Source organism: Komagataeibacter saccharivorans (genome assembly GCF_003207825.1).
In the GTDB taxonomy this organism is placed as follows: Bacteria; Pseudomonadota; Alphaproteobacteria; order Acetobacterales; family Acetobacteraceae; genus Komagataeibacter; species Komagataeibacter saccharivorans.
In genome coordinates, this window is sequence record NZ_NKTY01000012.1 from 42,307 (window position 1) to 66,935 (window position 24,629).

At 62.5% G+C, this 24,629-nt stretch carries 23 protein-coding genes and 1 tRNA gene; 8 read left to right on the forward strand and 16 right to left on the reverse strand.

Going from position 1 to position 24,629, the window contains the following annotated elements; translation table 11 throughout:
• Window positions 1-26 precede the first annotated feature (26 nt).
• From CFR79_RS08680 to CFR79_RS08695, 4 genes are all read right to left on the reverse strand, one after another.
• The gene (locus CFR79_RS08680) at window positions 27-551 is read right to left on the reverse strand and encodes a DUF2147 domain-containing protein (RefSeq protein WP_102323582.1); all 525 of its coding nucleotides are present in this window, start codon (window positions 549-551) and stop codon (window positions 27-29) included.
• A 69-nt stretch (window positions 552-620) separates the two neighbouring features.
• Window positions 621-1,082, reverse strand: coding sequence for a DUF1178 family protein (locus tag CFR79_RS08685; RefSeq protein WP_110547627.1), 462 nt, complete (start codon window positions 1,080-1,082; stop codon window positions 621-623).
• Window positions 1,083-1,100: 18 nt separating this feature from the next.
• Window positions 1,101-1,361 carry a glutaredoxin 3 gene (gene grxC, locus CFR79_RS08690; RefSeq protein ID WP_102323584.1) on the reverse strand — a complete coding sequence of 87 codons (261 nt, stop codon included), beginning with the start codon at window positions 1,359-1,361 and terminating at the stop codon, window positions 1,101-1,103.
• 69 nt (window positions 1,362-1,430) lie between these two features.
• A complete protein-coding gene (locus CFR79_RS08695) occupies window positions 1,431-2,261 on the reverse strand; it encodes a ComF family protein (protein WP_258373484.1) in 831 nt (276 codons plus the stop codon).
• Here CFR79_RS08695 and CFR79_RS08700 point away from each other — a divergent pair.
• Entirely contained in the window at window positions 2,254-3,117 is an 864-nt protein-coding gene (locus CFR79_RS08700) for a methyltransferase domain-containing protein (protein ID WP_110547629.1), read from the forward strand. The two genes, CFR79_RS08695 and CFR79_RS08700, sit on opposite strands and share 8 nt — an antisense overlap.
• A 15-nt stretch (window positions 3,118-3,132) precedes the next feature.
• Here the strand turns inward: CFR79_RS08700 and moaA are convergent, their stop codons facing one another.
• The 5 genes from moaA to CFR79_RS08725 form a co-directional block, all read right to left on the reverse strand.
• Window positions 3,133-4,152 (reverse strand): GTP 3',8-cyclase MoaA, encoded by a 1,020-nt coding sequence (gene moaA, locus CFR79_RS08705; protein ID WP_110547658.1) that lies wholly within the window; start codon window positions 4,150-4,152, stop codon window positions 3,133-3,135.
• An 11-nt stretch (window positions 4,153-4,163) separates the two neighbouring features.
• Entirely contained in the window at window positions 4,164-4,346 is a 183-nt protein-coding gene (locus CFR79_RS08710; protein WP_102323587.1) for a DUF3553 domain-containing protein, read from the reverse strand.
• Window positions 4,347-4,488: 142 nt separating this feature from the next.
• Complete coding sequence (gene pgmG, locus CFR79_RS08715) at window positions 4,489-5,898, reverse strand: phosphoglucomutase/phosphomannomutase PgmG (RefSeq protein WP_110547630.1); 1,410 nt, start codon at window positions 5,896-5,898, stop codon at window positions 4,489-4,491.
• Complete coding sequence (gene galU, locus CFR79_RS08720) at window positions 5,895-6,764, reverse strand: UTP--glucose-1-phosphate uridylyltransferase GalU (protein ID WP_102323589.1); 870 nt, start codon at window positions 6,762-6,764, stop codon at window positions 5,895-5,897. Before galU ends, pgmG begins: the two co-directional genes overlap by 4 nt.
• A 432-nt stretch (window positions 6,765-7,196) precedes the next feature.
• Window positions 7,197-7,282 (reverse strand) — tRNA-Leu (locus tag CFR79_RS08725).
• A gap of 60 nt (window positions 7,283-7,342) precedes the next feature.
• Between CFR79_RS08725 and lipB the strand changes: the two genes are divergently transcribed.
• Window positions 7,343-8,035 (forward strand): lipoyl(octanoyl) transferase LipB, encoded by a 693-nt coding sequence (gene lipB / locus CFR79_RS08730; RefSeq protein ID WP_110547631.1) that lies wholly within the window; start codon window positions 7,343-7,345, stop codon window positions 8,033-8,035.
• 19 nt (window positions 8,036-8,054) lie between these two features.
• Here lipB and CFR79_RS08735 read toward each other — a convergent pair whose 3' ends face one another.
• Together CFR79_RS08735 and CFR79_RS08740 are read right to left on the reverse strand one after the other, a co-directional pair.
• A complete protein-coding gene (locus tag CFR79_RS08735) occupies window positions 8,055-8,681 on the reverse strand; it encodes a LolA family protein (protein WP_110547632.1) in 627 nt (208 codons plus the stop codon).
• Entirely contained in the window at window positions 8,678-8,989 is a 312-nt protein-coding gene (locus CFR79_RS08740; protein ID WP_110547633.1) for a BolA family protein, read from the reverse strand. The genes CFR79_RS08735 and CFR79_RS08740 overlap by 4 nt, the downstream gene beginning before the upstream one ends.
• Window positions 8,990-9,069: 80 nt before the next feature.
• Here CFR79_RS08740 and CFR79_RS08745 point away from each other — a divergent pair, with 80 nt between their 5' ends.
• From CFR79_RS08745 to CFR79_RS08755, 3 genes are all read left to right on the forward strand, one after another.
• Window positions 9,070-9,696, forward strand: coding sequence for a J domain-containing protein (locus CFR79_RS08745; RefSeq protein ID WP_110547634.1), 627 nt, complete (start codon window positions 9,070-9,072; stop codon window positions 9,694-9,696).
• 128 nt (window positions 9,697-9,824) lie between these two features.
• Complete coding sequence (gene cobS / locus CFR79_RS08750) at window positions 9,825-10,850, forward strand: cobaltochelatase subunit CobS (RefSeq protein ID WP_102323594.1); 1,026 nt, start codon at window positions 9,825-9,827, stop codon at window positions 10,848-10,850.
• Between the two features lie 20 nt (window positions 10,851-10,870).
• Window positions 10,871-12,763: a cobaltochelatase CobT-related protein gene (locus CFR79_RS08755; protein ID WP_110547635.1), complete on the forward strand. Its 1,893-nt coding sequence runs from the start codon at window positions 10,871-10,873 to the stop codon at window positions 12,761-12,763.
• A gap of 42 nt (window positions 12,764-12,805) precedes the next feature.
• Here the strand turns inward: CFR79_RS08755 and CFR79_RS08760 are convergent, their stop codons facing one another.
• Window positions 12,806-14,239, reverse strand: coding sequence for a pyridoxal phosphate-dependent decarboxylase family protein (locus tag CFR79_RS08760; protein ID WP_110547636.1), 1,434 nt, complete (start codon window positions 14,237-14,239; stop codon window positions 12,806-12,808).
• Between the two features lie 117 nt (window positions 14,240-14,356).
• The gene (locus tag CFR79_RS08765) at window positions 14,357-15,310 is read right to left on the reverse strand and encodes a bile acid:sodium symporter family protein (RefSeq protein ID WP_110547637.1); all 954 of its coding nucleotides are present in this window, start codon (window positions 15,308-15,310) and stop codon (window positions 14,357-14,359) included.
• Window positions 15,311-15,398: 88 nt separating this feature from the next.
• Between CFR79_RS08765 and CFR79_RS08770 the strand changes: the two genes are divergently transcribed.
• On the forward strand, window positions 15,399-16,331 hold the full coding sequence (locus CFR79_RS08770) for a hypothetical protein (RefSeq protein WP_110547638.1): 933 nt from the start codon (window positions 15,399-15,401) through the stop codon (window positions 16,329-16,331).
• A 371-nt stretch (window positions 16,332-16,702) separates the two neighbouring features.
• On the opposite strand, the gene mfd is transcribed toward CFR79_RS08770, so the two are convergent.
• Together mfd and CFR79_RS08780 are read right to left on the reverse strand one after the other, a co-directional pair.
• Complete coding sequence (gene mfd / locus CFR79_RS08775; protein ID WP_110547639.1) at window positions 16,703-20,185, reverse strand: transcription-repair coupling factor; 3,483 nt, start codon at window positions 20,183-20,185, stop codon at window positions 16,703-16,705.
• Window positions 20,182-20,493 carry a succinate dehydrogenase assembly factor 2 gene (locus CFR79_RS08780; protein WP_102323600.1) on the reverse strand — a complete coding sequence of 104 codons (312 nt, stop codon included), beginning with the start codon at window positions 20,491-20,493 and terminating at the stop codon, window positions 20,182-20,184. The genes mfd and CFR79_RS08780 overlap by 4 nt, the downstream gene beginning before the upstream one ends.
• A gap of 104 nt (window positions 20,494-20,597) precedes the next feature.
• Here CFR79_RS08780 and recG point away from each other — a divergent pair, with 104 nt between their 5' ends.
• Complete coding sequence (gene recG, locus CFR79_RS08785) at window positions 20,598-22,745, forward strand: ATP-dependent DNA helicase RecG (RefSeq protein WP_110547640.1); 2,148 nt, start codon at window positions 20,598-20,600, stop codon at window positions 22,743-22,745.
• Here recG and acuR read toward each other — a convergent pair.
• The gene (gene acuR, locus CFR79_RS08790) at window positions 22,684-23,421 is read right to left on the reverse strand and encodes an acrylate utilization transcriptional regulator AcuR (protein WP_258373485.1); all 738 of its coding nucleotides are present in this window, start codon (window positions 23,419-23,421) and stop codon (window positions 22,684-22,686) included. The two genes, recG and acuR, sit on opposite strands and share 62 nt — an antisense overlap.
• A 376-nt stretch (window positions 23,422-23,797) precedes the next feature.
• On the opposite strand from acuR, the gene CFR79_RS16340 reads away from it, so the two are divergent.
• A complete protein-coding gene (locus tag CFR79_RS16340) occupies window positions 23,798-24,490 on the forward strand; it encodes a cold-shock protein (RefSeq protein WP_110547642.1) in 693 nt (230 codons plus the stop codon).
• Window positions 24,491-24,629: the final 139 nt, after the last annotated feature.

Sequence of the window (24,629 nt, forward strand, 5' to 3'; positions counted from 1 at the left end):
CAGTTGGAAATGGTTTTGCCCCCGGTCTAGGGCAGCTTGCAGGCAGGGCCAATGGTACCGGTATAGCGGCTCCATGTTTCGGTTTCACCAAATAACGGCACCGCCACGAAGCCGCGCAGCTTCAGGTCACCTGACTGTGAAACCCACAGCTTGGCATGGTAGACATGTCCCGTATCGGGATCGGTTACATGGCCGTTCCAGTGTCCCTGCTCGTCCCGATCCGGTGTAAACCCGTCCAGCATCGGCAGGTTGCATTCAGGCTGCCCGCGTTTGTCACGGGGCATTTCGGTCGTATAGCGCAGGCCGACCAGCCGCCCGCACAGTTTCTGCCCGCAATGGCCGATTTCAAACACGCCATCGTGGTCCCGGGTCATCCAGTGGCCCACCACGTCCGGCTCGGCGGCCGGACTGTCAGCGCGGGCGGCGGGTGCGCCCTGCATGGTCACTGCAATCGCCATGGCGGATAGCGTGGTCGCGGCGGTGGCGGCCAGACGGTGCACAATGCCCGTCATGCTGCTGCGTGCGCCATTGTCCTTGTTAGTGTCGTGCATTTCAAATCGCTCCCCGACATGGCATGCCAACGGATGGCCTGTGGTGCCGTCCGTGCCTGCGTGTTCCCTTTAGCTATCGGCCCGGCGGACCCACGGAATCAATTGAACGTCCACGCCTTCCTCATCCAGTTCGGCGCGTTCGTGTGCTGTCATGTTGCCATAAATGCTCCGGGCTTCGCTTTCGCCCCGATGCATGCTCAGGGCTTCCTCGGCAAAGCGGTCGCCCACGTCTTCGCAATGTTCCTCAATCGTCTCACGCATTTTCTGTAACAGAGCGATCATGGCGTCGGGCACTCCCGCAGACGCATGGCCGGGTGGCGTGGCGGGCGGTGCGGCTTCCTGTTCAACCGGTGCGGGCATGCCGCCGCCCGTGTGGACAGCCGGGGCCATGAGCGCACGTTCCACCTTTGTCACGCCGCATTGCGGGCAGGACAGCAGCCCGCTTTCGGCCTGACGCTCGAATGCGCTGCTGCCGGGAAACCACCCTTCGAATTCGTGTCCCGCGCTACAGCGTAGCTGATACCGGATCATACCCTCTCCGCGTGGATGTCAGTCCGTGGCCAGCACGGCGTCGAGTTTGCCTGCCCGTTCCAGCGCCATCAGGTCATCACAGCCGCCAATGGGAGCATTGTCGACAAAGATCTGGGGCACGGTGGTACGGCCACCTGAACGCCGGATGGAATCCGCCCGTTCTGGCGTGCCATGCGGGGCGTTGATTTCATTGAAGGACACGCCCTTCTGCGTCAGCAGGCGGACGGCGCGGATGCAATAGGGGCAGCCGGGCTGGGTGTAGATGTCGATAGCAGGCATTGAACCTTCACTTGGCTGTTGGTCTGTCCACCGGGACGATCTGCGGCAGACTGTTGAAACCAGCTTATCCTATTGTTGTTCATGCTGGCCACAGGCACGCGCGGCGGCGATGACATCCACCCGTCCGGCGCCCGCGGCCAGCAGGCTGCTGGCGCAGGCGGCAAGCGTGGCCCCCGTGGTCATCACGTCGTCCACCACGATGATGTGGCGCCCCGTGATGGCCTCCCGTCGGGTGGGGCGCACGCTGATGGCCCCCTGCATCAGCCTCTGGCGCTGGATGCGCCCCTGTCCACCCAGCGGGCGGGTTGCGCGCGTGCGGATCAGGCCGTCCATCAGCGTCTGCGCACCGGTCATGCGGCCCAGCGCACGCGCCAGCAGCGCGGCCTGATTATACCGGCGCGTAAACAGCCGCCGCCGATGTAGCGGAACGGGCACGAGCATACTGTCCGCATAGATCAGATCCGCAGCCGCTGTCGTCATGTAACGTGCCAGCAGTTGTGCGTTTTCCGTCCGGTCAGCATATTTTAGGGGCAGGATCAGTCGCCGTGGCATGTCATCATAAACCATGGCTGCTCTGCCCGCCTGCCACGGTGGCGGGTTTTCTTCACATGATGCGCAGGTCATGGCAGGGCCGCCTGCCGCGCGGGATGTGAACGGCAGCGCGCAACGGACGCAGTATGGCGCGGTTATCAGGTGCAGTTGTGCCACGCAGGCCCCGCAGAGATGGCCCGCCTGCATGACCGTGACACCGCAGCCCAGACAGTGCGGCGGGAACAGGATATCCAGCACCTGCGTTCCGGCCCTTCGCCACCAGTGCGGGGATTCGGGTTGCGTCACGTCTTCACGCGATCGTGGGGTTGGCAGGTCGGATGCGCAGGGGCACATCGGGGGGATGAGCATGGATGTGCCACAGATATTTGACCGTCGTATCGTGCGCCTGCATCGGGACCGTGCGGCGGATCAGGTCGATCATGTCCGGCCCGTGCTGGAGGAAGCGGCCGGTCGCCTTCTGGACCGGCTGGATGATGTCACCCGTTCCTTCGGCACGGCGCTGGATATTGGTGGACGGGGTGTTATGGCCCCCCTGCTGCGTGGGCGGGGTATCGCCACGGTTGCGGGAGACCTGTCGCCGCGCATGTGCGCGCGCGATGGCGGTCCTGCGGTGTGCATGGATGACGAGTGGCTGCCCTTTGCTCCTGCCAGTTTTGATCTGGTGGTGGCCTGCCTGTCGCTGCACTGGGTCAATGACCTGCCGGGGCTGCTGGCGCAGGTCCGTAATATACTGGTGCCCGATGGGCTGTTTCTGGCCTGCATGCCGGTCCTGCCTACGCTGGCCGGGCTGCGCCATGCGTTGATGGAAGCCGAAACCGCGCATCAGGGTGGGATTTCGCCACGGGTAGCGCCCTTCCCCGGCCTGCGGGACTGTGCCGGACTGTTGCAACGCGCGGGATTTGCCCTGCCGGTGGCGGATCTGGATGTGATCCATCTGTCTTACCAGACCCCGGTGGGTCTGATCGCGGATCTGAGGCACGCTGGCGAGACAAATGCCCTGTGCCAGCGCACGCGCAAGGTCACGCCTGCTGCCCTGCTGGCCGATGCGCTGGGGCGTCTGCCCCGTGACGATGACGGAAGTATCGCGCAGGACCTGCATATTGCGGTCATGACGGGCTGGGCCCCTGCTCCCACGCAGCCGCAACCCCTGCGGCCGGGACAGTTCACGACCCCTCTGGAAGATGCCCTGCGCGACAGCCCCTAGCATGACAGACCGCTTTCAGCCGCCCGTCACACTCATGTGGCGTGTGACGCGCGCCGGGTCATCCGCGCTACGCCCGATCAGGAAATCATGGCCGCGCGGCTTGCGCAGGATGGCGGCACGGACGTGGTCCATCATTGCCGAATCATCCGCCCCCTCGCGTAGGGGCGCACGCAGGTCGGTCGATCCTTCATGGCCCAGGCAGGTATACAGCCTGCCGGTGCAGGACAGCCGGACCCGGTTGCAGCTTTCACAGAAATTATGGGTCATGGGTGTTATGAAGCCGATCCTGCGCCCGGTCTCGGCAATGCGGGCATAGCGCGCGGGGCCGCCGGTGCGGAAGCCGACCGGCTCCAGCGTCCATCGTTGGGCCAGATCGCGCCTGACATCCAGCAGGGGCAGATAACGGTCGGTCCGGTCGTCCCCGGTCTCACCCATTGGCATGGTTTCGATCAGGCACAGATCGGCCCCGATTTCACCGCACCATGCGATCAGCGTATCGAATTCATCTTCGTTCAGTCCCGCCATCGCAACCGTATTGATGCGTATGGCAAGGCCCGCTTCACGCGCGGCCCGGATACCTTCGAGCGTGCGTGTCAGGTTGCCCCGTCGTGTTATGCGGGCGAAGCGCCCGGGATCAAGGGAATCGAGGCTGACATTGATACGGCGGACCCCACAGGCCCGAAGTTCGTCGGCATAGTCTGCAAGTCGGCTTGCATTGGTTGTAAGCGTCAGTTCGTCCAGTCCCGCCAGCCCATCAGGACGGTTCAGCCATCCCCCCATGGCGCGGAAAAAGGACATCACATCCCGCCGGACCAGCGGCTCGCCCCCCGTTATCCGCAGCCTGCGCACGCCATGGCGGATAAACGCGCCGCACAGGCGCTCCAGTTCCGTAAAGGACAGGATTTCGGCTTTGGGCAGGAAGGTCATGTCTTCCGCCATGCAGTATATGCAGCGCATATCGCACCGGTCGGTAACCGATACGCGCAGATAGGTCAGCAGGCGACCATAGGCATCCGGCATCGGCGCCATGTTCATGCTGCCATCCATTATGACAGGACATTCAGTTGTACGACGGTGGCATCGACAGCCACCTTGCCAGCATGCGGGAACATGACCGTAACCCGCTTGCCAATGGCGGACTGGACCTGACCTTCACCCCATTCCGGGTGGTCGGGATGGCTGACCAGTTGCCCCGGCACAAGAAATGATCGGAAAGGAATAGTCGCCATTATGCTCAATAGTCCTGCATGGGGTCCTTGCGGGCATATCGGACCGGTTGGGAGCTTATTAAACCCCCTTCGCAGGCATTCAACAAAAAAACGGCCCGGAACAGGTCCGGGCCGCAAATAAGGCCGCACGTCAGGGCGTGGGTCAGTGGCCTGCGTTTTCGCCAGAAAAGTCCGGTGCGTGAATACCCGACAGTTCAAGCTGGCTGGCCAGTTCCGCCTTCAGCCGGTCCAGTGCCTCATGCGTGCTGCCTTCCGCGCGGGCGACAAGGACGGCCTGCGTGTTGGATGCGCGCAGCAGCCACCAGCCATCGGGCGTGGTCACGCGTACGCCATCAATGCGCGATACCGTCGCCCCACTTTTTTCCAGTCGGGCTGCAACTTCGGTAATCACATCGAACTTGCGGGTATCGGCGCAGTCAAAACGCAGTTCCGGGGTGGAGATGGTAGTCGGCAGCGCCAGCCGCACGTCAGACAGCGGACCCGTCAGGCGCGAGACGATACCCAGCAGACGGACGGAAGCGTAAAGTGCGTCGTCAAATCCGTACCATTTATCGGCAAAGAAAATATGGCCCGACATTTCGCCCGCCAGCGGGGAGCCGGTTTCCGCCATCTTGGTCTTGATCAGGGAATGACCTGTTTTCCACATCAGCGGCTGGCCGCCTGCGCGACCGATTTCGTCAAACAGGACCTGACTGGCCTTGATGTCGGCAATGACCGTAGCACCCGGATGGTCACGCAGCACGTCGCGTGCAAGCACCACCAGAAGCTGGTCGCCCCACAGGATTGCCCCGGTATTGTCCACCACACCAATGCGGTCGGCATCGCCATCAAATGCAATGCCAAGATCCGCCTCGTCTTCCTTCACGGCGGCAATCAACTGCTGAAGGTTGCTGGCGACCGTCGGGTCCGGGTGATGTGCGGGAAAGCTGCCGTCGATTTCAGCATTGAGCACGCGGTGCGTGCCGGGCAGCTTCTTCACCAGCAGCGACAGGATTTCGCCCGCGGCGCTGTTGCCGTTATCCCATACGATCCTGAGCGCGCGGTCCGCGCCATCCCAGTCCTTCATCAGGCGTTCGACATAGGCGGATTTTACATCCATATCCCGTGTGGTGCCGGGCTTTTCCGGTCCCACCTCGCCCGCTGCGGCAAGACGGCCCAGTTCACGGATCTGATCGCCAAAGAACGGCTTGTTGGCGAGCATCATCTTGAAGCCGTTATAGTCCGGCGGATTATGGCTGCCCGTGACCATGACCGCTCCATCCGCCTTCAGTTCGGCGGATGCGAAATACAGCATGGGTGTCGGGCCGCAGCCAACACGCAGCACCTCCATCCCCGCCGCCATGGCGCCATCGACCAGAGCACGCTCCAGCGAAGGGGATGACAGGCGGCCATCGTAGCCGATGGCGACGGTACGACCGCCATTCTTCGCCACCATGCTGCCGAACGTACGGCCGATCGCATAGGCGTCTTCCGGTTTCAGGGTCCTGCCGACAATCCCGCGGATGTCGTATTCACGCAGGCTGGTCGGGTCGAATTTATGGGAAAAAGTCATGTGTACTTCTTCAGGAAATTCCGGACATCAGAACCGAGGTCTTCCCGCTCCAGTGCGAAGGCGATCTGGGCCTCGAGGAAACCGATCTTGCTGCCACAGTCGAACCGCTTGCCTTCGTAACGGTAACCGTGGAAGGGCACGTGGCCAATGGTCTTGGCCATGGCGTCCGTAAGCTGGATTTCGCCGCCCGCGCCCTTTTCCTGCTTGGCGAGGTGGACCAGCACGTCCGCCGTCAGCACATACCGCCCTATGACGGACAGGTTGGATGGCGCGTCCTTCGGGTCGGGCTTTTCAACCAGGCCCTTGACCTCGACCAGCGTGCCGTCATCCGCGCCAATGTCCAGAATGCCGTAGCTGCTGGTCTGTTCGCGCGGCACTTCGGTCACGGCCAGCACGTTGCCGCCGGTCTTCTTGTAGACCTCGGCCAACTGCGCCACGCATGACGTCCTGCTCTGCACGATGTCGTCAGGCAGGAGGATGGCGAACGGATCGTTACCGATGAACTCACGCGCGCACCAGATCGCATGCCCGAGCCCCAGCGGCTCCTGCTGGCGTACGGATATCATGCTGCCCGGCGTTACGCGGGTAGCTTCCAGCGCCTTCAGCGCGGAAGTCTTGTTGCGTGCGCGCAGTGCGTCTTCCAGTTCCGGAGCGACATCGAAATAGTCGATCAGGGAGTCCTTGCCCCGGCTGGAAACAAGGCAGAATTCCTCGATTCCTGCTTCGCGCGCTTCGTCGATTGCGTATTGGATCAGCGGACGATCGACGACGGGAAGCATTTCCTTCGGCATCGACTTCGTTGCGGGCAGAAAGCGTGTTCCAAGACCGGCAACCGGCAATACAGCTTTTTTAAGGGGCTTAATCACTAATTATCTACCTCAACGTGCGAATTACAAACAGCCCAAGCAGGCGTCGGTTTCCATAGTGGAACCAAATAATGGCGTGTTGCCAGATGGCAATGAAATAGCGTGTTTTATCATGGCCATATATATAAGGGCAGGACCAGACCTGATTTAAATCACGATTCCCGGGTGAGGCCAGCACTGTGTGCCGGTGGACATTTTTTGTAACCCCTGCCCTGCATTGCGCATGTCCGGCAACGGTCTGTGGATGGAAAGTATCTACAGGATTTGTGTCGGAAGATAATATGACCTTTTTATGACATTATCCCGCATCTGCCCCGCATGCCGCGCGGTTCTCGGTCGGGGGATCAATGTCCGTTCCGTTATGCGGGAACGCACGAACGCAGCCCCCTGTTCGGGGGCTGTTCGCGTTTTAATCAGTTTTCTGGAAAAATATGGTGCGGCCAAGAAGACTCGAACTTCCACGGGGTTGCCCCCACAAGCACCTCAAGCTTGCGCGTCTACCATTCCGCCATGGCCGCAACGTGACAACGATGATCGACTGGGCGATACCGTCATGACGATGAAGGGGCGTATAACCGATGGATGACGAACGGGCAATGACTGAAAACAAGTTTTTATGGAACAGGGCGCCAGATCTGGTCCCCTACCCCGCCGCGCTGGCGGAAATGGAGGCACAGGCCCGCGGAATCCGGGAGGGCACGATGCCCGAGCGCGTATGGCTGCTTGAGCATCCGCCAACCTATACCGCCGGTACGTCGGCGCGGGAATCGGACCTGTTCAATCCTCGTGGCTATCCCACCTATTCCGCCGGGCGCGGTGGGCAATGGACCTATCACGGTCCGGGACAGCGCGTCGCCTATGTCATGCTGGACCTTGCCACTCAGCATGGCATGTCGCCCCCGCGTGACCTGCGGGCTTACGTGCATACGCTGGAGGAGTGGCTGATCCGCACCCTGCGGCGATTTGACGTGGTGGGGGAACGGCGTGCCGACCGTATCGGGGTATGGGTGGTCGACCCCGCCACGGGGCGGGAAGAAAAGATCGCGGCCCTGGGTGTGCGCGTCACACGCTGGGTAAGCTGGCATGGAATCGCGATCAATGTTGACCCGGACCTGAGCGATTTCGGCGGGATCGTGCCCTGTGGCATCAGCGAATATGGCGTGACCAGCCTTGCGAAGCTGGGCCGTAAGGTCAGCATGGACGCGGTTGATGCGGCGCTTGCCGCCACATGGTCCGAATGTTTCGGCCCCATCCCCGGCACGCATGGATAAGGCGTGCCGGGCCGTGGGGTCAGTTATCGGGGCTGAGGGTGAACAGCGTGTCAGGCCACGGCTGGCCGCTTACGGTGGTATCGGTCAGGTCGAGGCGGATATGCTGTCGTTCCACATCGGTCATTTCAATGACCAGTAGCGACAGTTTTCCGCCAATATCGGAAAAGCCGAGGGTCAGGATTCCCTGTGATTCGCTGTCAGCGCGCGCAAGGGAGACCTGAAGGCTGTTGACCCCATGCTGCACGGCCGTCACCGCGATCTGGCCGCCCAGATGCACCGGCTGGTTCAGCAGCAGGCCCAGCGGCTGCCGCCCCAGCGACATGCGCGTGACCGAATCGCGCCGATGGTCCACAAACAGCAGATGGCCAGAAGCCGCGACCAGCTTCATCGCCCCCGGTGTGGTGTAATCCAGACGCAGACGGCCCGGATCGTAACGCATCATGCCCTGACCCTTGCCCCCGTCGGGCCATGTCTGCACGAAACTGGCCTGCAACCCGCGGGATGTGTTGAGATAGGCTTCAACCCGTTCGATTTCGCCATGCTGGTCCATGGTCTGGCGTGCGGGCGCCCCGGCACAGGCGGCCAGCAGGGTCAGCAGCCCTCCCATCATCAGCCGCCGCGTGGCGAAGGGAAAGGCCGGCTTCATGCCGCCACCCGCGCCTGTTCTTCCGGCGTGCGCAGCACGAGGGACAGGGCATGCATGCCGCCTGCGAATTCATCGGCCAGCAGCGCATGGACCTGACGGGAACGCTCCACGCGGTTCACGCCCGCGAAAGCGGGGCTGACGATCAGGACATTGTAATGGCTTTCGCCCGCCTGCACGCCATTGTCGCGCACATGGACGTGATGGGCGTGCCGGGCGCTGTCATCGTGGATACGCAGTTCCACGGGGGCGAGGTGTTCACGTATAATACGTTCGATCCGTCCGGCCCGGCCGGTTGTATGCTGTTCCATTGGCGGCTCCATAGATGGCGGGATCATACATTGCACAGCTTCGCCCTTGCACGAAGCATGAACAGGCGCACATAACGACAATGATGAAGAGAAGGAACACCCGACACCGCGCCTTTGATCCCGATCCCGACGCGCCGGATCGGTGCTGCGACATGCACGACTGTGACCAGCCCGCGGGATACCGCGCCCCGCGTTCGCGCGATGCGCTGAACACGTATTTCTGGTTCTGCCTTGAACACGTGCGCGAGTACAATTCCCGCTGGGATTTCTATCGCGGCATGTCGCCAGGACAGATCGAGGCGCATATCCGGGCCGATACGTCATGGAACCGTCCCTCGTGGAAGCTGGGTCAGGGCAACGCCGCCCATGCCTTCAGCGAGGAGGAGGTGCTGGACCCCCTCGACCTGCTCAAGGGGGCGGCGAAGGCCCGGGCGCGCAGTCACGCGCGCCGCCAGCAGGAAGACCGTCGCGCCGAGGCACCCGATGCCCTCAAATATCCGCTGGGCGTGCTGGACCTTGGCTGGCCGGTGTCGATGGAGGAACTGAAGACCCGCTACAAGGATCTGGCGCGTCAGCACCACCCCGATGCCAATGGCGGCGACCGCAAGGCGGAGGAACGATTCAAGGGCATCAACATTGCCTATACCACCGTGCGCGCGCATCTGGTCGCCACCGCCGGCCGGGACCACATGGCCCGCAGCGCCTGAGCGGTAATATGTCGGGGCCATGCCCGCGCACTGGCCGATTGTTACGTATGCACCTATACTCACCTGACCGGATGCCGGTCTGCCGCCATGGCGGCCCCCAACAGACGAAGTGACGGACAAGAAAGCAGATGAACGAACCCGCAGACCTGACAACTGCCGCAGTGGACGCCCAGGGCACGCCGCTTCCCGCCATCTCGGCTGTTTCCGCCCCCGATCTTGTCGTTTCGGCGCGGGATGTGTTCGGCATAGACAGCGATATGAAGGTCCCGGCATTCTCGGTCCGGACCGACCATGTGCCCGACATCGACCCTTCGTACAAATTCGATCACGACACCACGCTGGCCATCCTCGCAGGATTTGCCTTCAACCGCCGTGTGATGGTCCAGGGCTATCACGGTACCGGCAAGTCATCGCATATCGAGCAGGTGGCGGCCCGTCTGAACTGGCCCAGCGTACGCATCAACCTCGACAGCCACATCTCGCGCATCGACCTGATCGGCAAGGACGCGATCGTGCTGAAGGATGGCAAGCAGATTACCGAGTTTCGGGAAGGCCTGCTGCCGTGGGGCCTGCAGAATCCCTGCGCGCTGGTATTCGATGAATATGACGCGGGCAGGCCCGATGTCATGTTCGTGATCCAGCGCGTACTGGAAGTCGAGGGCCATCTGACCCTGCTGGACCAGAACCGCGTGATCCGTCCCCATCCCTTCTTCCGCCTGTTCGCCACGGCGAATACGGTCGGTCTGGGCGACACCACGGGACTGTATCACGGCACGCAGCAGATCAATCAGGGCCAGATGGACCGCTGGAACATCGTAACCACCCTGAACTATCTGCCACACGCGCAGGAAACGGCCATCGTGCTGGCGAAAATGGGTATCGACCCGAAAAAGGACGAAGCCGGGCGCAAACGGGTTGAAAGCATGGTTGCACTGGCGGACCTGACGCGTTCGGGCTTTATCGCGGGGGATATTTCCACCGTCATGTCACCGCGCACGGTCATTAGCTGGGCTGAAAACTTCCGTATTTTCAATGATCTTGCGTTTGCCTTCCGCGTTACCTTCCTCAACAAGTGCGACGAGGCGGAACGCCCGACGGTGGCGGAATATTACCAGCGCTGCTTTAACGCCAGTCCGCTGGCGCCCCGGGGCTGATGATACAGGGCAGGCCAGGCATGCGTGATAACAGGACAAAAAACGCCTCATCCGAGGCCGAGAAAGAAGCCCGTGCGGCCGAGAGCTTCCGGCGCGCGACGGTAGGCACCGTACGTGCGCTGGGCGGACAGGCCCAGACGGAGGTCTCGTTCCTGAATGGCCCGGTGCCATCGGGGGTTTCTGTTACCGGCACCCATGTCCGCCTGCCCCATCCATCCCGGCGCATGACGGATGCGGAGGTCACGCGCATGCGTGGTGCCGCAGATGCCGCCGCCCTGCGCCTGCGCCACCATGATGTGCCCCTGCATGACAGTGTGCGGCCCCCCGCCGGTGAGGCGCGTGAGGTCTATGACGTGCTGGAACAGGCGCGGGTGGAAAGTCTTGGCGCGCGGCATATGGCGGGTGTTGCCGCAAATCTGGATGCCCGTGTGGCGCAGGAATGCGCGGATATGGGGCTGGACCGTCTGAACGACGCCACGAAGCTGCCAACACCGTTTGCGCTGGGGCTGCTGGCGCGTGCGCGCATGTCCGGCCATCCGGTACCGCCGTCCATGCAGGCCCTTATGAATCGCTGGCAGGAAACCCTGTCGCCTGCCGCCCGCCGCGCATTGGACGAAATGGCGTCACGTCAGGAAAGCCAGAAGGATTTCGCCCAGGCGGCGCGCAGGCTGCTTATGGCCTGTGATCTGCTGGAGCAGGAAGTTACCCCAGAAGAACCTGCGGATGATGGCGCGGCCGAAGCCGAAAACGCCAGCGCCGAGGATGAGGAACAGACCGACGACGTTACCCCCGAGCCGCAGGAAGACGGCCCGGAGGAAGATGACAACGCCCAGCCCATGCAGATGTCACAGGGCACCGGTGCGGGCGATGATGAACCCGAAGAAGGTGAACAGGGCGGATCGGCCAGCGGGTCGGAAGAAGCAGGTGGACCGGGCGAGGAAGAGACGGAGGATGAGGTTTCTCCTGCCTATCATGCCTTCACCACAGCCTATGATGAGGAAATCGCCGCCGAGGACCTGTGCGATCCGGAGGAACTGTTCCGCCTGCGCCAGACGCTGGATCAGCAGCTTGTCAGCATGCAGGGTGTTGTCTCCAAGCTGGCCAACCGCCTGCAGCGCAAGCTTATGGCGCAGCAGACGCGGGCATGGGAATTCGATCTGGAAGAAGGCATACTGGACGCAGGGCGACTGTCGCGCGTGGTGGTCAATCCCATGCTTTCGCTTTCCTACAAGCGTGAGCGTGACACGGATTTCCGCGATACGGTCGTGACCCTTCTGATCGACAATTCCGGTTCCATGCGTGGACGCCCCATTTCGGTCGCGGCCATGTGTGGCGATATTCTGGCCCGCACCCTTGAACGCTGCGCAGTCAAGGTGGAAGTGCTGGGCTTTACTACCCGCGCGTGGAAGGGCGGCAAAAGCCGCGAGGCATGGGTACAGGCGGGCAAACCTGCCAATCCCGGTCGACTGAATGACCTGCGGCACATCATTTACAAGGCTGCGGACATGCCGTGGCGGCGTGCGCGGCGCAATCTGGGGCTGATGCTGCGCGAAGGGCTGCTGAAGGAAAACATCGATGGCGAGGCCCTGCTGTGGGCGCAGCGGCGGCTTGCCTCGCGTGCCGAGGCACGGCGCATCCTTATGGTGATTTCCGATGGTGCGCCGGTTGATGACAGCACGCTATCGGTCAATCAGGGTTCCTACCTTGAAAACCACCTGCGCGAAGTGATCGCCCATATCGAAACCCGTACCACTACGGAACTGCTGGCCATTGGTATCGGCCACGATGTGACACGCTATTATCGCAAGGCCGTAACCATTACCGATCCCGAGGAACTGGGGGGCACGATGATGAAAAAGCTCTCCGAACTGTTTGGCGAAGAACTGGTGTCCCGGCACCGTCGCGGCGGCTGAGCGCCCTGCCCCGCTTCAGGATCGAAGCGGGGCAGGAGTGGTTCAGGCAGCCGCCAGCCTGCGGTCGGCCAGTTCCAGCAGGGCCTCAAGCATGCGATCGACATCCGCATTGGTCGTGCGGTGATTGACGATGGCCGCGCGCACCGCTTTCGTCCCATTGATGATGGTGGTGGAAGGGGCTGCGATCCCGCTTTCGTGCAGATCCTTCACCACTTCCCCGTTGAAGAAATCCAGATCGTCCACGGGCGCCAGTATGCGGAAGCACACGATATTCAGCGTTACCGGGGCCAGCAGTTCCAGCCGGGGACTGGCTTCGACCTGGCGGGCCAGATGCGTGGCGATGGCACAGCAGTTGGCGATCATCCGCCCCATGCCATCCGCGCCATAGGTGCCCAGCGTCATCCATACTTTAAGCGCCCGGAACCCGCGTGACAGGTCGGGGCCAAGGTCGCAGTACCAGGGCGCATTGGTGGCAAGGCCACGGTCTTCGCGTGCAAGGTAGGCGCGCGACTGCGCGAAGGCCGCCGCCTGTGCGCCGGGCCTGCGCACAAGGATGCAGCCCGCGTCGTACTGAACCTGTGCCCATTTGTGGAAATCGAAGGCCACGCTGTCGGCCCGTTCCAGCCCGCGCAGCATGGGCCGCAGCGTATCCGACAGCATTGCCAGCGCACCAAACGCGCCATCCACATGGAACCAGATGTCTTCCCGCCGGGCAATATCCGCCAGCGCGTCCAGATCGTCGATTGCGCCGGTATCCACCGTGCCCGCCGTGCCGATCACCATGAACGGTTCCAGACCGGCCGCACGGTCGCGTGCGATGGCACGTTCCAGTTCCGCCAGTACCATGCGGTTTTCACCATCAACCGGGATCACGCGCAGGCTATCCGTACCCAGTCCCGTCAGGTCGAACGCTCGTGCGATGCAGCCATGTGCGGTTGCAGCCGCATATCCGACCAGTTTGCGGGTTCCGACACCTTCAGCGCGCATTTTCAGCCCGTCAGGCACGGCGCGGCTGGCAGTTATGACGGCGATCATGTTTGCCATCGAAGAACCCGTCACCAGCAGGCCGGATGTTTCAGCGGGGAAGCCGCACATCTCGGCAGCCCAGCGGATCACTTCGCGCTCCACCTCGATCGGGGCATGGTCGCGGCCACCGCAGTTGGCGTTCAGGCCCCCGACAAGCAGTTCGGACAGCATGCCGACCGCCGTGCCGCCCCCATGTACCCATCCCATGAAGCCGGGATGGACATTGCCGGTCGAATAGGGCTCCACCAGCTCGCGGAAACGGGCATACAGTTCCGTGGGCGGGGTGGGATCATGCGGCAGGCCGGTGCGTAGCTGCTGGCGCAGCGCGGGCGGCATGGGTTGCCAGACGGGGCGTTCGCGCAGCGTGGACAGGCGGTCGATCATGTCGTCCACCATCTGGTGGCCCAGGCTGCGTAATGTGTCCCAGTTGTCCGGATCCAGTCCTGTCATCTTTCTCAACCATTCATGCAGTTGTGTGCCCGTGGGCGATATATGGCGTGCCTACATACCGGGCCGCGTCGCTGCATGCGAGAGGGAGAGACCGGTTTATGCCATGCGCGGATGCATTCAGTCTTCCGCGCGTTCACCAAAACGCCGTGCAAGGGTCGCGCATACGAATAGCTGGATCTGGTGATAGACCATAAGTGGCATGACAATCAGCCCGATATCCGTGGGTGCGAACAGCACGCTTGCGATCGGCACACCGGATGCCAGCGACTTCTTGGACCCGCAGAACAGGATGGCGATCCGGTCGCGATAGCCAAAACCGCTGAGCCGCGCCAGCAGATGGGTCAGCCCCAGGGCAATGGCCAGAATCGCCATGTCCACCAGTGCCACGCGCCCGATCTGCGCGGGCGGCAGGCGGTGCCACAGTCCCTGTGTCACGGCTTCGCTGAACGCCGTGTAAACGACCACAAGAATTGAACCCCGATCTGAAAAGGAGAGCAGCTTCTTGTGCCGCTGCGCCCATCCCCCGATCCATGGCTGTGCGATCTGGCCCGCGATGAAGGGAAGCAGCAGTTGCCCGACGATGGGCAGGATATTGCCCCCGCCACCAGCAGCATGACGGCTGAACAGGATACCCACCAGAAGCGGCGCCAGAAATATGCCCAGTATGTTCGACAGCGTCGCCGAACAGATTGCCGCCGCCACATTGCCCCGTGCGATGGAGGTAAACGCGATGGAGGACTGCACCGTCGAAGGCAGGCAGCACAGGAACAGCACACCCGTCCACATCGCGCTGTCCAGCATGCCCGGCAGCAGCGCATGCAGCATCATGCCCAGCAGGGGAAACATGAAAAATGTGCATAGCAGGATGGCAAGATGGATGCGCCAGTTGGTTATCCCTTCCGCCACGGCCCGACGCGACAGACGCGCGCCCTGCAGGAAAAACATGTTCGCAATCATGCCAATGGCAAGGATATTGAACACGCTAACGCCTGCGCCCCGGCATGGCAGCACGGTGGCGAGCCCTACGGTGCCCAGCAGGCACAGCAGGAAGGAATCAAGCCTGCGCAGCATGGGCAGTCCATTCAGTATGAAGTATCATGCGATCGAAATACCATGGCCGATTGCATCCGGAGCGTAATCACGCCAACGTGTCACGCAAATGAAGAAATTGCTCATAACCACCGTCCTCGCTGCCCTGTCCTGCATGGGGCACGCAGGGGCGACTGCCCTGCCCGATACCTGCGCCAGAGTACAGGTAGCCGCCACCCAGCCACATGGGAACAGTGTCCTTGCCGGACACGGCTATGACCTCGCACTGGCAGGCAGGCCGAACCAGACATTCCATGCAACCGATATTGCGGCCAGTGGAACGGGCATGGGTCAGCAGGCCCTGCGGGATATGGAGGATGTTGCCTCCCTCGTCCTGCTTGCCACCATGACGGGCCATCATTCCGATGGCTGTGCGCAGGATTACTTTGCGTCTGCTGCGGCCCCGATCATGGACGGGCTGCGCGCAGGTGGCAGTTATGATCTGACATGGCAGGGCGGATTGCTGACCAATGGGGATACGAAGCTGTCCTTCCGCCGTGCGCATCTGCATCTCGTGGGTGCAAAAAGCGCCAGTGCGCCTGCGACCCTGACACTGGAAACGCAGGGAATCGGCATAACAGGTTCACACAACACGCTTCTGGCCAGTGCCCTGCCGCAGCAGGCCAGCGCTAATGCTGCCGTGCCCAGCGGTTCGCTGGTGGAACTTGCCGCAGCCATTACGGGGCATCCGCCGGAAAATGTGATGGTGCCGCTGCGTGTCTCGTCCCTGTCAGCCCAGCGTGGCGCCATGCAGATCAGCGGTAATGGGGAGGCCAACCTGACCGGCCATACGGATGCATCATCCGCTACCGGTCATATACTGGTGCAGAACCTTGATGCCGTAATCGACACCCTGCGCAATGCCGGTCAGACCCGTGCCAGTGCCGCCCTTATCCTCGCCAAGCTGTTCGGTCACCATTCCGATAATGGCGGTACCTCGTGGGACGTAAGCTGGGAAGGCGGCGTCATGACCGTGAACCATATTCCGCTGCCGATTCACTAATGGATTGTTTGTAAAGAAATTTTTTATAAAAAACAGGAAAAGTTCTTGGATGTTGCCTTTGTTCAGAAAGGCAACATCTTCCGAAGCTTTTTGAAAAAAGATTCGCCAAAGGTTGCCTTATGATTTCTGGGTATTTCCCGACAGGCTTTGCAAACAGCCGCTAAGCGCCGTAATTTTTGAGGAAACAAGGCGGGCTGCCAGCCCCGGAGGGTAGTGTTACGGCCCGCCCTGTCCCTTAATCCGTAAGCGCGGAGGGGCCGTTATGGTCGGATGATGCCCTGCACCTGATGACCCTGTCGGGCACCACCATCCCCTGCCCCGACCGCATGACCGGGGCATACTGACCCCGGTCATGGTGGTTTTACAGATGCCTATGCCGTGACGTTTGCATCTTCCCGCGCCAGCGTGACCAATGCCCCCAATACCTTGCGGGCCTGCGTAATCCGCTGGGCATTGGTCATTTCGCGTATGATGGCCAGCTTGTGGTCGGGCCGCAGGCGGACATTGGCTTCTTTCTGCTTTGCAATCCACGTTACCAGCCCCGCCGGGTTGATAAAGGTATTGCCCCGGAACTGCACGACCATGCCCTTGGGTCCGGCTTCGACGCGCTCCACCCCGGCCTCGCGGCACATGCGCTTGAGCGTCACGACATCCAGCAGGTTGCGGACCTCATCAGGCAGCGTGCCGAAGCGATCCACCAGTTCCGCTTCCATCGCCTCGACCTCGGCATCATTGGCCAGTGCGGCAATGCGGCGATAAAGCCCGAGCCTTACCGGCAGGTCGGTGACATAGGTGTCCGGGATAAGCACCGGCAGGCCAAGGATGATGTTGGGTGTCCAGTCGCGGTCCTGCAGCTTGCGGCGTCCCTTTTCGGTACGCAGGTCGGCTACCGCGTCTTCAAGCATCTGCTGGTAGAGTTCGATGCCCACTTCGCGGATATGGCCCGACTGCTCGTCGCCCAGCAGGTTGCCCGCACCGCGCAGGTCCAGATCGTGGGAAGCCAGCGTAAAGCCCGCGCCCAGCGTATCGAGTGTCTGCATAACCTCCAGCCGTTTCTGCGCCGCAGCGGACAGCACATGCGTCTGTGGCCACGTCAGATAGGCATAGCCACGCTGCTTGCCACGTCCCACGCGGCCCCGAAGCTGGTAAAGCTGCCCAAGGCCGAACATATCGGCACGATGGATGATGAGCGTATTGACCGCAGGCATGTCCAGCCCGCTTTCCACGATATTGGTGGATAACAGGATGTCGTATTTGCCGTCACTGAACTCGGTCATGACCCGTTCCAGTTCGGTGGGCGTCAGGCGGCCATGGGCCTGCACCAGACGCGCATCAGGCACGATTTCGGCCAGGCGCGCCGCCATGCGGTCCAGATCCTCGATACGCGGCACGACGCAGAAGACCTGCCCCCCACGGAAGCGCTCGCGCTGGATCGCCTCGCGGATCACCACGCTGTCGAAGGGCATGATGAAGGTACGCACCGCCAGACGGTCGGTTGGCGGGGTGGCGATCAGGCTCATTTCCCGCACGCCCGTCAGGGCAAGTTGCAGGGTGCGTGGCAGCGGCGTAGCCGACAGGGTCAGGACATGCACGTCTTCGCGCAGGGCCTTGAGCTTTTCCTTATGCGCGACGCCAAAATGCTGTTCTTCATCCACGATCAGCAGGCCGAGATCAGCGAATTTGACCGTCTTGGCCAGCAGGGCATGCGTGCCGATCACGATATTGACCGTGCCATCGGTCAGCCCCTTGCGCACGGCGGTCGCTTCCTTGGCCGTGACCATGCGCGAAAGCTGGGCGACCTTGACCGGCAGCCCGGCAAAGCGGGCGGAGAACGTGCGGTAATGCTGGCGGGCCAGCAATGTGGTCGGTACCACAACCGCCACCTGCGCGCCCGACATGGCGGCGACAAAGGCCGCGCGCAGGGCGACTTCGGTCTTGCCGAAACCCACATCACCGCATACCAGCCGGTCCATCGGCTTGCCCGATGCCATGTCGTCCAGCACGTCGGCTATGGCGCGGGACTGGTCTTCGGTCTCGACAAAGGGGAAACGGGCGCAGAATTCATCCCACATCCCGTCTTCGGGGGTAAGTGCCGGGGCCTCACGCAGCGCACGGGCGGCGGCGGTGCGGATCAGTTCGCCCGCCATGTCGCGGATGCGCTGCTTCATCTTGGCCTTGCGCGACTGCCACGACACGCCCCCCAGCTTGTCCAGCGCCACATGGGCCTGATCCGAGCCAAAACGGCTGAGAAGCTCGATATTTTCGACTGGCAGGAACAGTTTTTCATTGCCGTCATAGATCAGGCGCAGGCAGTCATGCGGTGCCGTGCCGACGCCGATCGTCTCAAGCCCGTCATAGCGGCCAATGCCGTAATCCTGATGGACGATCAGGTCGCCTTCGGCAATCTCCGATGCCTCGGATATGAACTGGTCAGCTTTCTTTCGGCGGCGTGGGGGGCGGGAAATCCGCTCTCCCAGCAGGTCCTGTTCGGATACGAAAGCCACATTATCGGCCACGAACCCGCGTTCCAGCCCCAGCGTAAGCAGTCCCACCGTACCGGGGCGCAGTTTCTGTGCGTCGGCCCACGTTGCGAAAGTCTGCACCGGCAGGCGGTATTCGCGCATGAGCACGCCAATGCGTTCACACGACCCGCGGCTCCAGGCCGTGACATAGGCGCGGCGACCGGTCTGCGCCCATTCCTCCACCCGTGCATGCAGCATGGGGAAGACGTTTTCGCGCCCGTCCGTTACGGTCTTGGCGAACATCTGGCCGGGCCTGCCGCCCGCATCCATGCCGGGCGCGCCATCGGGCTGGGCGAAGGGCATGAACACGACGGCCTTCCGGCCGGTGATCATGGCGTCCCATCCCTTGCGGTCGAGATACATGAGGTGTGGCGGCAATGGGCGGTAGGGCACTTCCCCTTCCCGCGTGGGCTGCCTGCGGGCGTCGTAATGATCGGCGATCATTTCAAGGCGCGCGGCAAGCACCTCTTCCGCCTGATTGGCCAGCGAGATGGAAACGCCGGGCATGTAATCCACGACCGTCTCCATCTGTTCATGGAACAGCGGCAGCCAGTGCTCCATGCCCGCATGCCGCCGCCCTTCGGAAATATGCTGGTATAGCGGGTCGGACGCGGCAGCCGGACCGAACAGGTCGCGCCACCCGGTGCGGAAGCGCGAAATGGAGGCGGGATCGAGGCTGAAATCCGCCACAGGCCGCATGGTCAGGCTGTCGATCTTTGCGGTCGAGCGCTGGGTGCCGGGATCGAACCGGCGGATATTCTCCACCTCGTCACCAAACAGGTCCAGACGGACCGGCTCGGCTTCGCCTGCCGGGAAAATATCAAAAATGCCGCCACGCGTGGCGAACTCGCCCTGCTCCATCACCGTATCGGTGCGGTTGTAGCCATGGGCTATAAGCAGTTCCATGAGGAATGGCGCATCAAGGCTCTCGTCCGTCCTGATGGTGATGGACTGCCCCGCGAAGGCTGCGCGGGGGGCAACGCGCTGGACCAGTCCACCCACCGTGGTCAGGACGATGCGTGGGGCGGTCGCCTTTTCAAGCAGGCGGGTGAGTGTCGCCACCCGCTCCGCAATGATGGCGGGATTGGGGGAGACACGGTCATACGGCAGGCAGTCCCAGCCCGGAAAACGCAGGATTTCCGCCTTGGGCGCGACAAAGGCCAGCAGGTCCGCGATCCGGGCCATGCCAGCATCGTCACGGCAGACATGCAGTACAGGCCCGTCATGCTCATTCAGCCGACGGGCCAGCAGGAAGGCATCATACCCGTCGGGTACGCCCCACACGGGCACCGGCGCGCCGGGTGCCAGCGAGAATCCTGCCGTCTGGTTCATTTTCCGCCCCGGATCGCGGCCAGACGTTCGGGATCGGTGGCATCGGCCATGATTTCGCGCATCATGGGGGTGTTCACTTCCGCCGGTACCGGGCGGCGACCGCTCAGCCAGTCGGCAAGGTCGGCGTCGGGCAGGTCCATTACGGCTTCCAGCGCGTCAAGCTGCGCATCCGTCATGGCTTCGAGCCGGGGGGCGACGAACCCGCCGATCAGCACGTCGGTTTCATGGGTACCGCGATGTGTGGCACGGTAATATATCTTCCGGCGTCGTGTATCGAGACGCGAGAGATCAGGCGTTCTGGCTTCCATTGCGTTCCACCCCGTAAATGGTTGTGTTTTGTTCCGTAACGCAGGTGTCCTATAGCCGTCACGCGGGCATCTGTCAGCCCGTATGACATGTTCCGCCCCGCAGGATGAACCACCGCGTGCCTGATACCATCACCCAGCCCGTCCCTTCCCTTCTTGCCCCGCTGCTGGCTGGCGTGGAAACGCTGGGTGGCGTCAGGCCCGCCACGGCAAAGCTGCTGGCGCGGGCGGCGGGCGGCGGGCGGGTGATCGACCTGCTGTTCCATCTGCCTGAGTCAGTCGTGGACAGGCGCTACCGCCCCAACCTGCGTCAGGCGGAGATAGGGCGTATCTGCACATTGCATGTCACGATTGCGCGCGTGGTGCCGCCGCCGTCTGGCGGGGGACGGGGCAAGCGGCCATGGCGGGTGGTGGTGAGTGACGGCACCGCGGATGCCGAACTGGTGTTTTTCTCCCCCTATCAGGCCCGTGGTCTGGAGGCCGGACAGGATATATGCGTGTCGGGCACGCTGGAGCGTTTTGGCGACCGGCTGAACATGACGCATCCGGATTATCTGGTCCCTGCCGAACGGATGGGTGAGATACCGCTGCTTGACCCGGTCTGGCCGCTGACGGCGGGACTGTTCCCCCGGCAGGTGCGCAACGCGATCAGGGCCGCATTCGATATTTTTCCTGACCTGCCCGAATGGCAGGACTCCAGCGTGATGAAGCAGCGCCAGTGGCCGGGATTCGAGCAGGCCCTGCGCACGCTGCACCGGCCTTGTGACTTTCCTGACCTGCTGGAGGGCGATGCGCTGGTGGCCGCAGCCGAACGCGCCCGCGCCCGTCTTGCCTGTGATGACCTGCTGGCCCAGCAGGTTTCCATGGCGCAGGCCCGCAGGCAGAACCGCCTGCGACCGGGGCGGCCCATCGTGGCCGATGGCAGCCTGCGTGGCGTTGCCCTGTCGCGTTTCGGTCATGAACCCACGGTCGCGCAGATTCGTGCACTGGCGGAAATCGACGCCGACCTTGCGCAGCCCCGGCAGATGACGCGCCTGTTGCAGGGTGATGTCGGCGCGGGCAAGACGCTGGTGGCGCTCATGGCCATGCTGGGCGCGGTGGAAGCGGGCCATCAGGCAGCTCTCATGGTGCCCACTGAAATTCTGGCGCGTCAGCATCTGGCAACCTTTACCCGCCTCTCCCCCGTGCCCGTCGCGTTCCTGAGCGGGAGCGTGAAGGGCAAGGCCCGGCGTGAGGCACTGGCAAGGATAGCCGATGGCACGGCACGGCTGGTGATCGGCACGCACGCCCTGTTTCAGGACAGTGTAGTATTTGCTGACCTCGCACTGGCGGTGATTGATGAACAGCACCGTTTTGGCGTGGAGCAGCGTGCCATGCTGGGGGAAAAAGGCCCCCAGACCGATGTGCTGGTCATGACCGCGACCCCCATCCCCCGCAGCCTTCTGCTGACCCAATGGGGCGACATGATGGTCAGCCGACTGGATGTGAAGCCTGCGGGGCGCAAGCCGGTCCGCACATCACTGCACACGCTGTCCGCCATGGGAGATCTGCTGGTGGGCATGGAGCGGGCCATGGCGCGGGGGGCGCGTATTTTCTGGGTCTGCCCCCTGGTCAGTGAAAGTGAGACCAGCGACATTGCCGCCGCTGAGGCACGGCATGCGGCGCTGGCCGCGCATTTTGGCGCGGATAAGGTCGGTCTGGCGCATGGCCAGCAGGATATTACGGTGCGGGAACAGGCCATTGCCGATTTCGCTGCGGGCCGGACGCGCATTCTGGTGGCGACCACAGTGATTGAGGTAGGGGTGGATATCCCCGACGCCACGGTCATGATCATCGAACATGCCGAGCGTTTCGGGCTGGCCCAGCTCCATCAGTTGCGCGGGCGCGTGGGGCGTGGACATGCCGAATCGTACTGTCTGCTGCTGCATGACAATGCGCTGGGCCAGACCGCGCGGCGCAGGCTGGCGTTGTTGCGCGAAACGGATGACGGTTTCCTTATTGCTGACGAGGATTTCCGCCTGCGTGGCGGTGGTGACCTGACCGGACGGCGGCAATCCGGTCTGCCTGACCTGCGTCTGGCCAGCCCGCTGCATGTCGATATGCTGCTGCGTCTTGCCGCGCAGGACGCCCGGCGTCTTGTGGATACCCCGCCCGACCGGGCGCCGCCTGCAATGCGCGCCCGGATGCCTGCGGTCAGCCTGCTGCTTGACCTGTTTTCGCGCGGACAGGCTGTGCGTGCGATCCGCGCGGGGTAGCAGGGGTGTTGACCGATAATGGTGAGGGCACGCCCAGTTCCACTGCCGCCTGCGCCAGATAGAAGGTCGCGAACAGGTCGAGGGATTCCGGCCCATGTTCCATACGCGCGCGCAGCACGGCCCCTTCCCACCCAATCCAGAAATAATGTGAAAGACGGCTGCATAGTGTTTCCTGCGCGGCGGTGGGCACCGGGTTGCAGGTGGCCAGCAGGCAGTCCGTCACGCGGCGTTCCCATCCATGCAGAATCGTGCGCAGCATTACATTGAACGAATCGGGCAGGATGTCGATCTCCTGACCGAGATTGCCGATCAGGCATCCACGCCGGAAGGCGTGACGCTGCATGCCCGTCTTTGCCTCGCGCATGAAATTGAGAAGGCGCTGGAGCGGTGCTACAGCCTGATCTGTCAGCCAGCGGTCAAGTTTTTCATTGAAATAGGTGGCGTAGCTTTCGATCAGTGCGCGGCCAAAATCTTCCTTGCTGCTGAAACAGTAGTAAAATGAACCCTTTGAGATGCCAGTGGCATTCAGCACGTCATCCACGCAGGTGGCCGAGAACCCTTTTTCCGTCAGCAGCACGACCCCGGCGCGCACCAGCATTGCACGTGTGCCTTCCGGGGTACGGGCAGTCTTGGGTGGTCGACCACGACCGGGTCGGCGGGGCGATGTATCAGACATTGTTCGCTTTCTTGTAAGCGCGGAAGGCGTGGGAATGACAACCGGGCCCAATAATGTGCGCATACTGACGAAATGCAAGGATCATTGCGGGATTCCCTTTGCCTCTTTCTGCATCCGTAATTTTACCGCTCTTTCCTCACAAAAGAGTTCACAAGTGAAAATTCCTGTGCAACCCGGGGCGGGAATATGCTTTGGTGTTGTTGATGCCGATGCGATTTATGCTAGGGTCACCGCAGGACAGAGGATGTTTTCCTGAGCCAGACCGCCTAAACCACGGTGAACGGCAGCAGACCAGTCTCTATTCTGCAAACGTGCTTTCATTCGGTGGTGTCCCCCAAGGGGGATTTCCGCCACCTAGACCTCGGGATTACGACCGTTGAGAAGTAACAGGACCGACCGCAGCTCCCGCTCCCCGCGCCGCGGCGGATTTGACGATGATTTCATGTCGTCGCCTTCATTTGGTGATCGCAGCAGCAGCGCCCCGCCGCCGCGTCGCTCCCTCGGTGGCGGAGGTGGTGGTCCCCAGATCGTCGCATCCGGCCCGGAGATCAGCGCCACTGTAAAGTGGTTCAACAGCGAAAAGGGCTTCGGCTTCGTGGAGCTGTCCGACGGATCGGGTGACGTGTTCCTGCACGCCAATGCCCTGAACCCGACCGGGCATGCGACGGTTGCGCCGGGCACGACGCTGGTGGTCCAGATTGGCCAGGGCCCCAAGGGTCGCCAGGTGGCAGCCGTCCTTTCGGTGGACGAAAGCACCGCGCAGCCGGAACGCCCCCGTGGCGGTGGCTTCGGTGCGTCGGCAGCCGGTCCCCGTGGCGGCTTCTCGCGTTCCGGTCGTCCGGCTCCCGACCTGTCGCATGCGCAGGACATGCGCGGCACGGTCAAGTGGTACAACGCCACGAAGGGCTTCGGCTTCATCACCCCGGAAAACGGCGGCAAGGACATTTTCGTTCATGCTTCCGCGCTGGAACGTTCGGGCCTGTCCAGCCTGACGGAAGGCCAGACGGCGAACGTGCAGGTTGTCGAAGGCCAGAAAGGCCCGGAAGCAGCTGCGCTGTCGGTTGACTGATTGATCCTGCTTCCCCTGCCCTGCCATCAAAGGCGGGGCAGGACAGGTGATTGAATAGAAAACAGGGTCGTTCCGATGGGGCAGCCCTGTTTTTTATTGTACGGACCTGTCACGGCGGAAATACTACGGGGCAGGATGG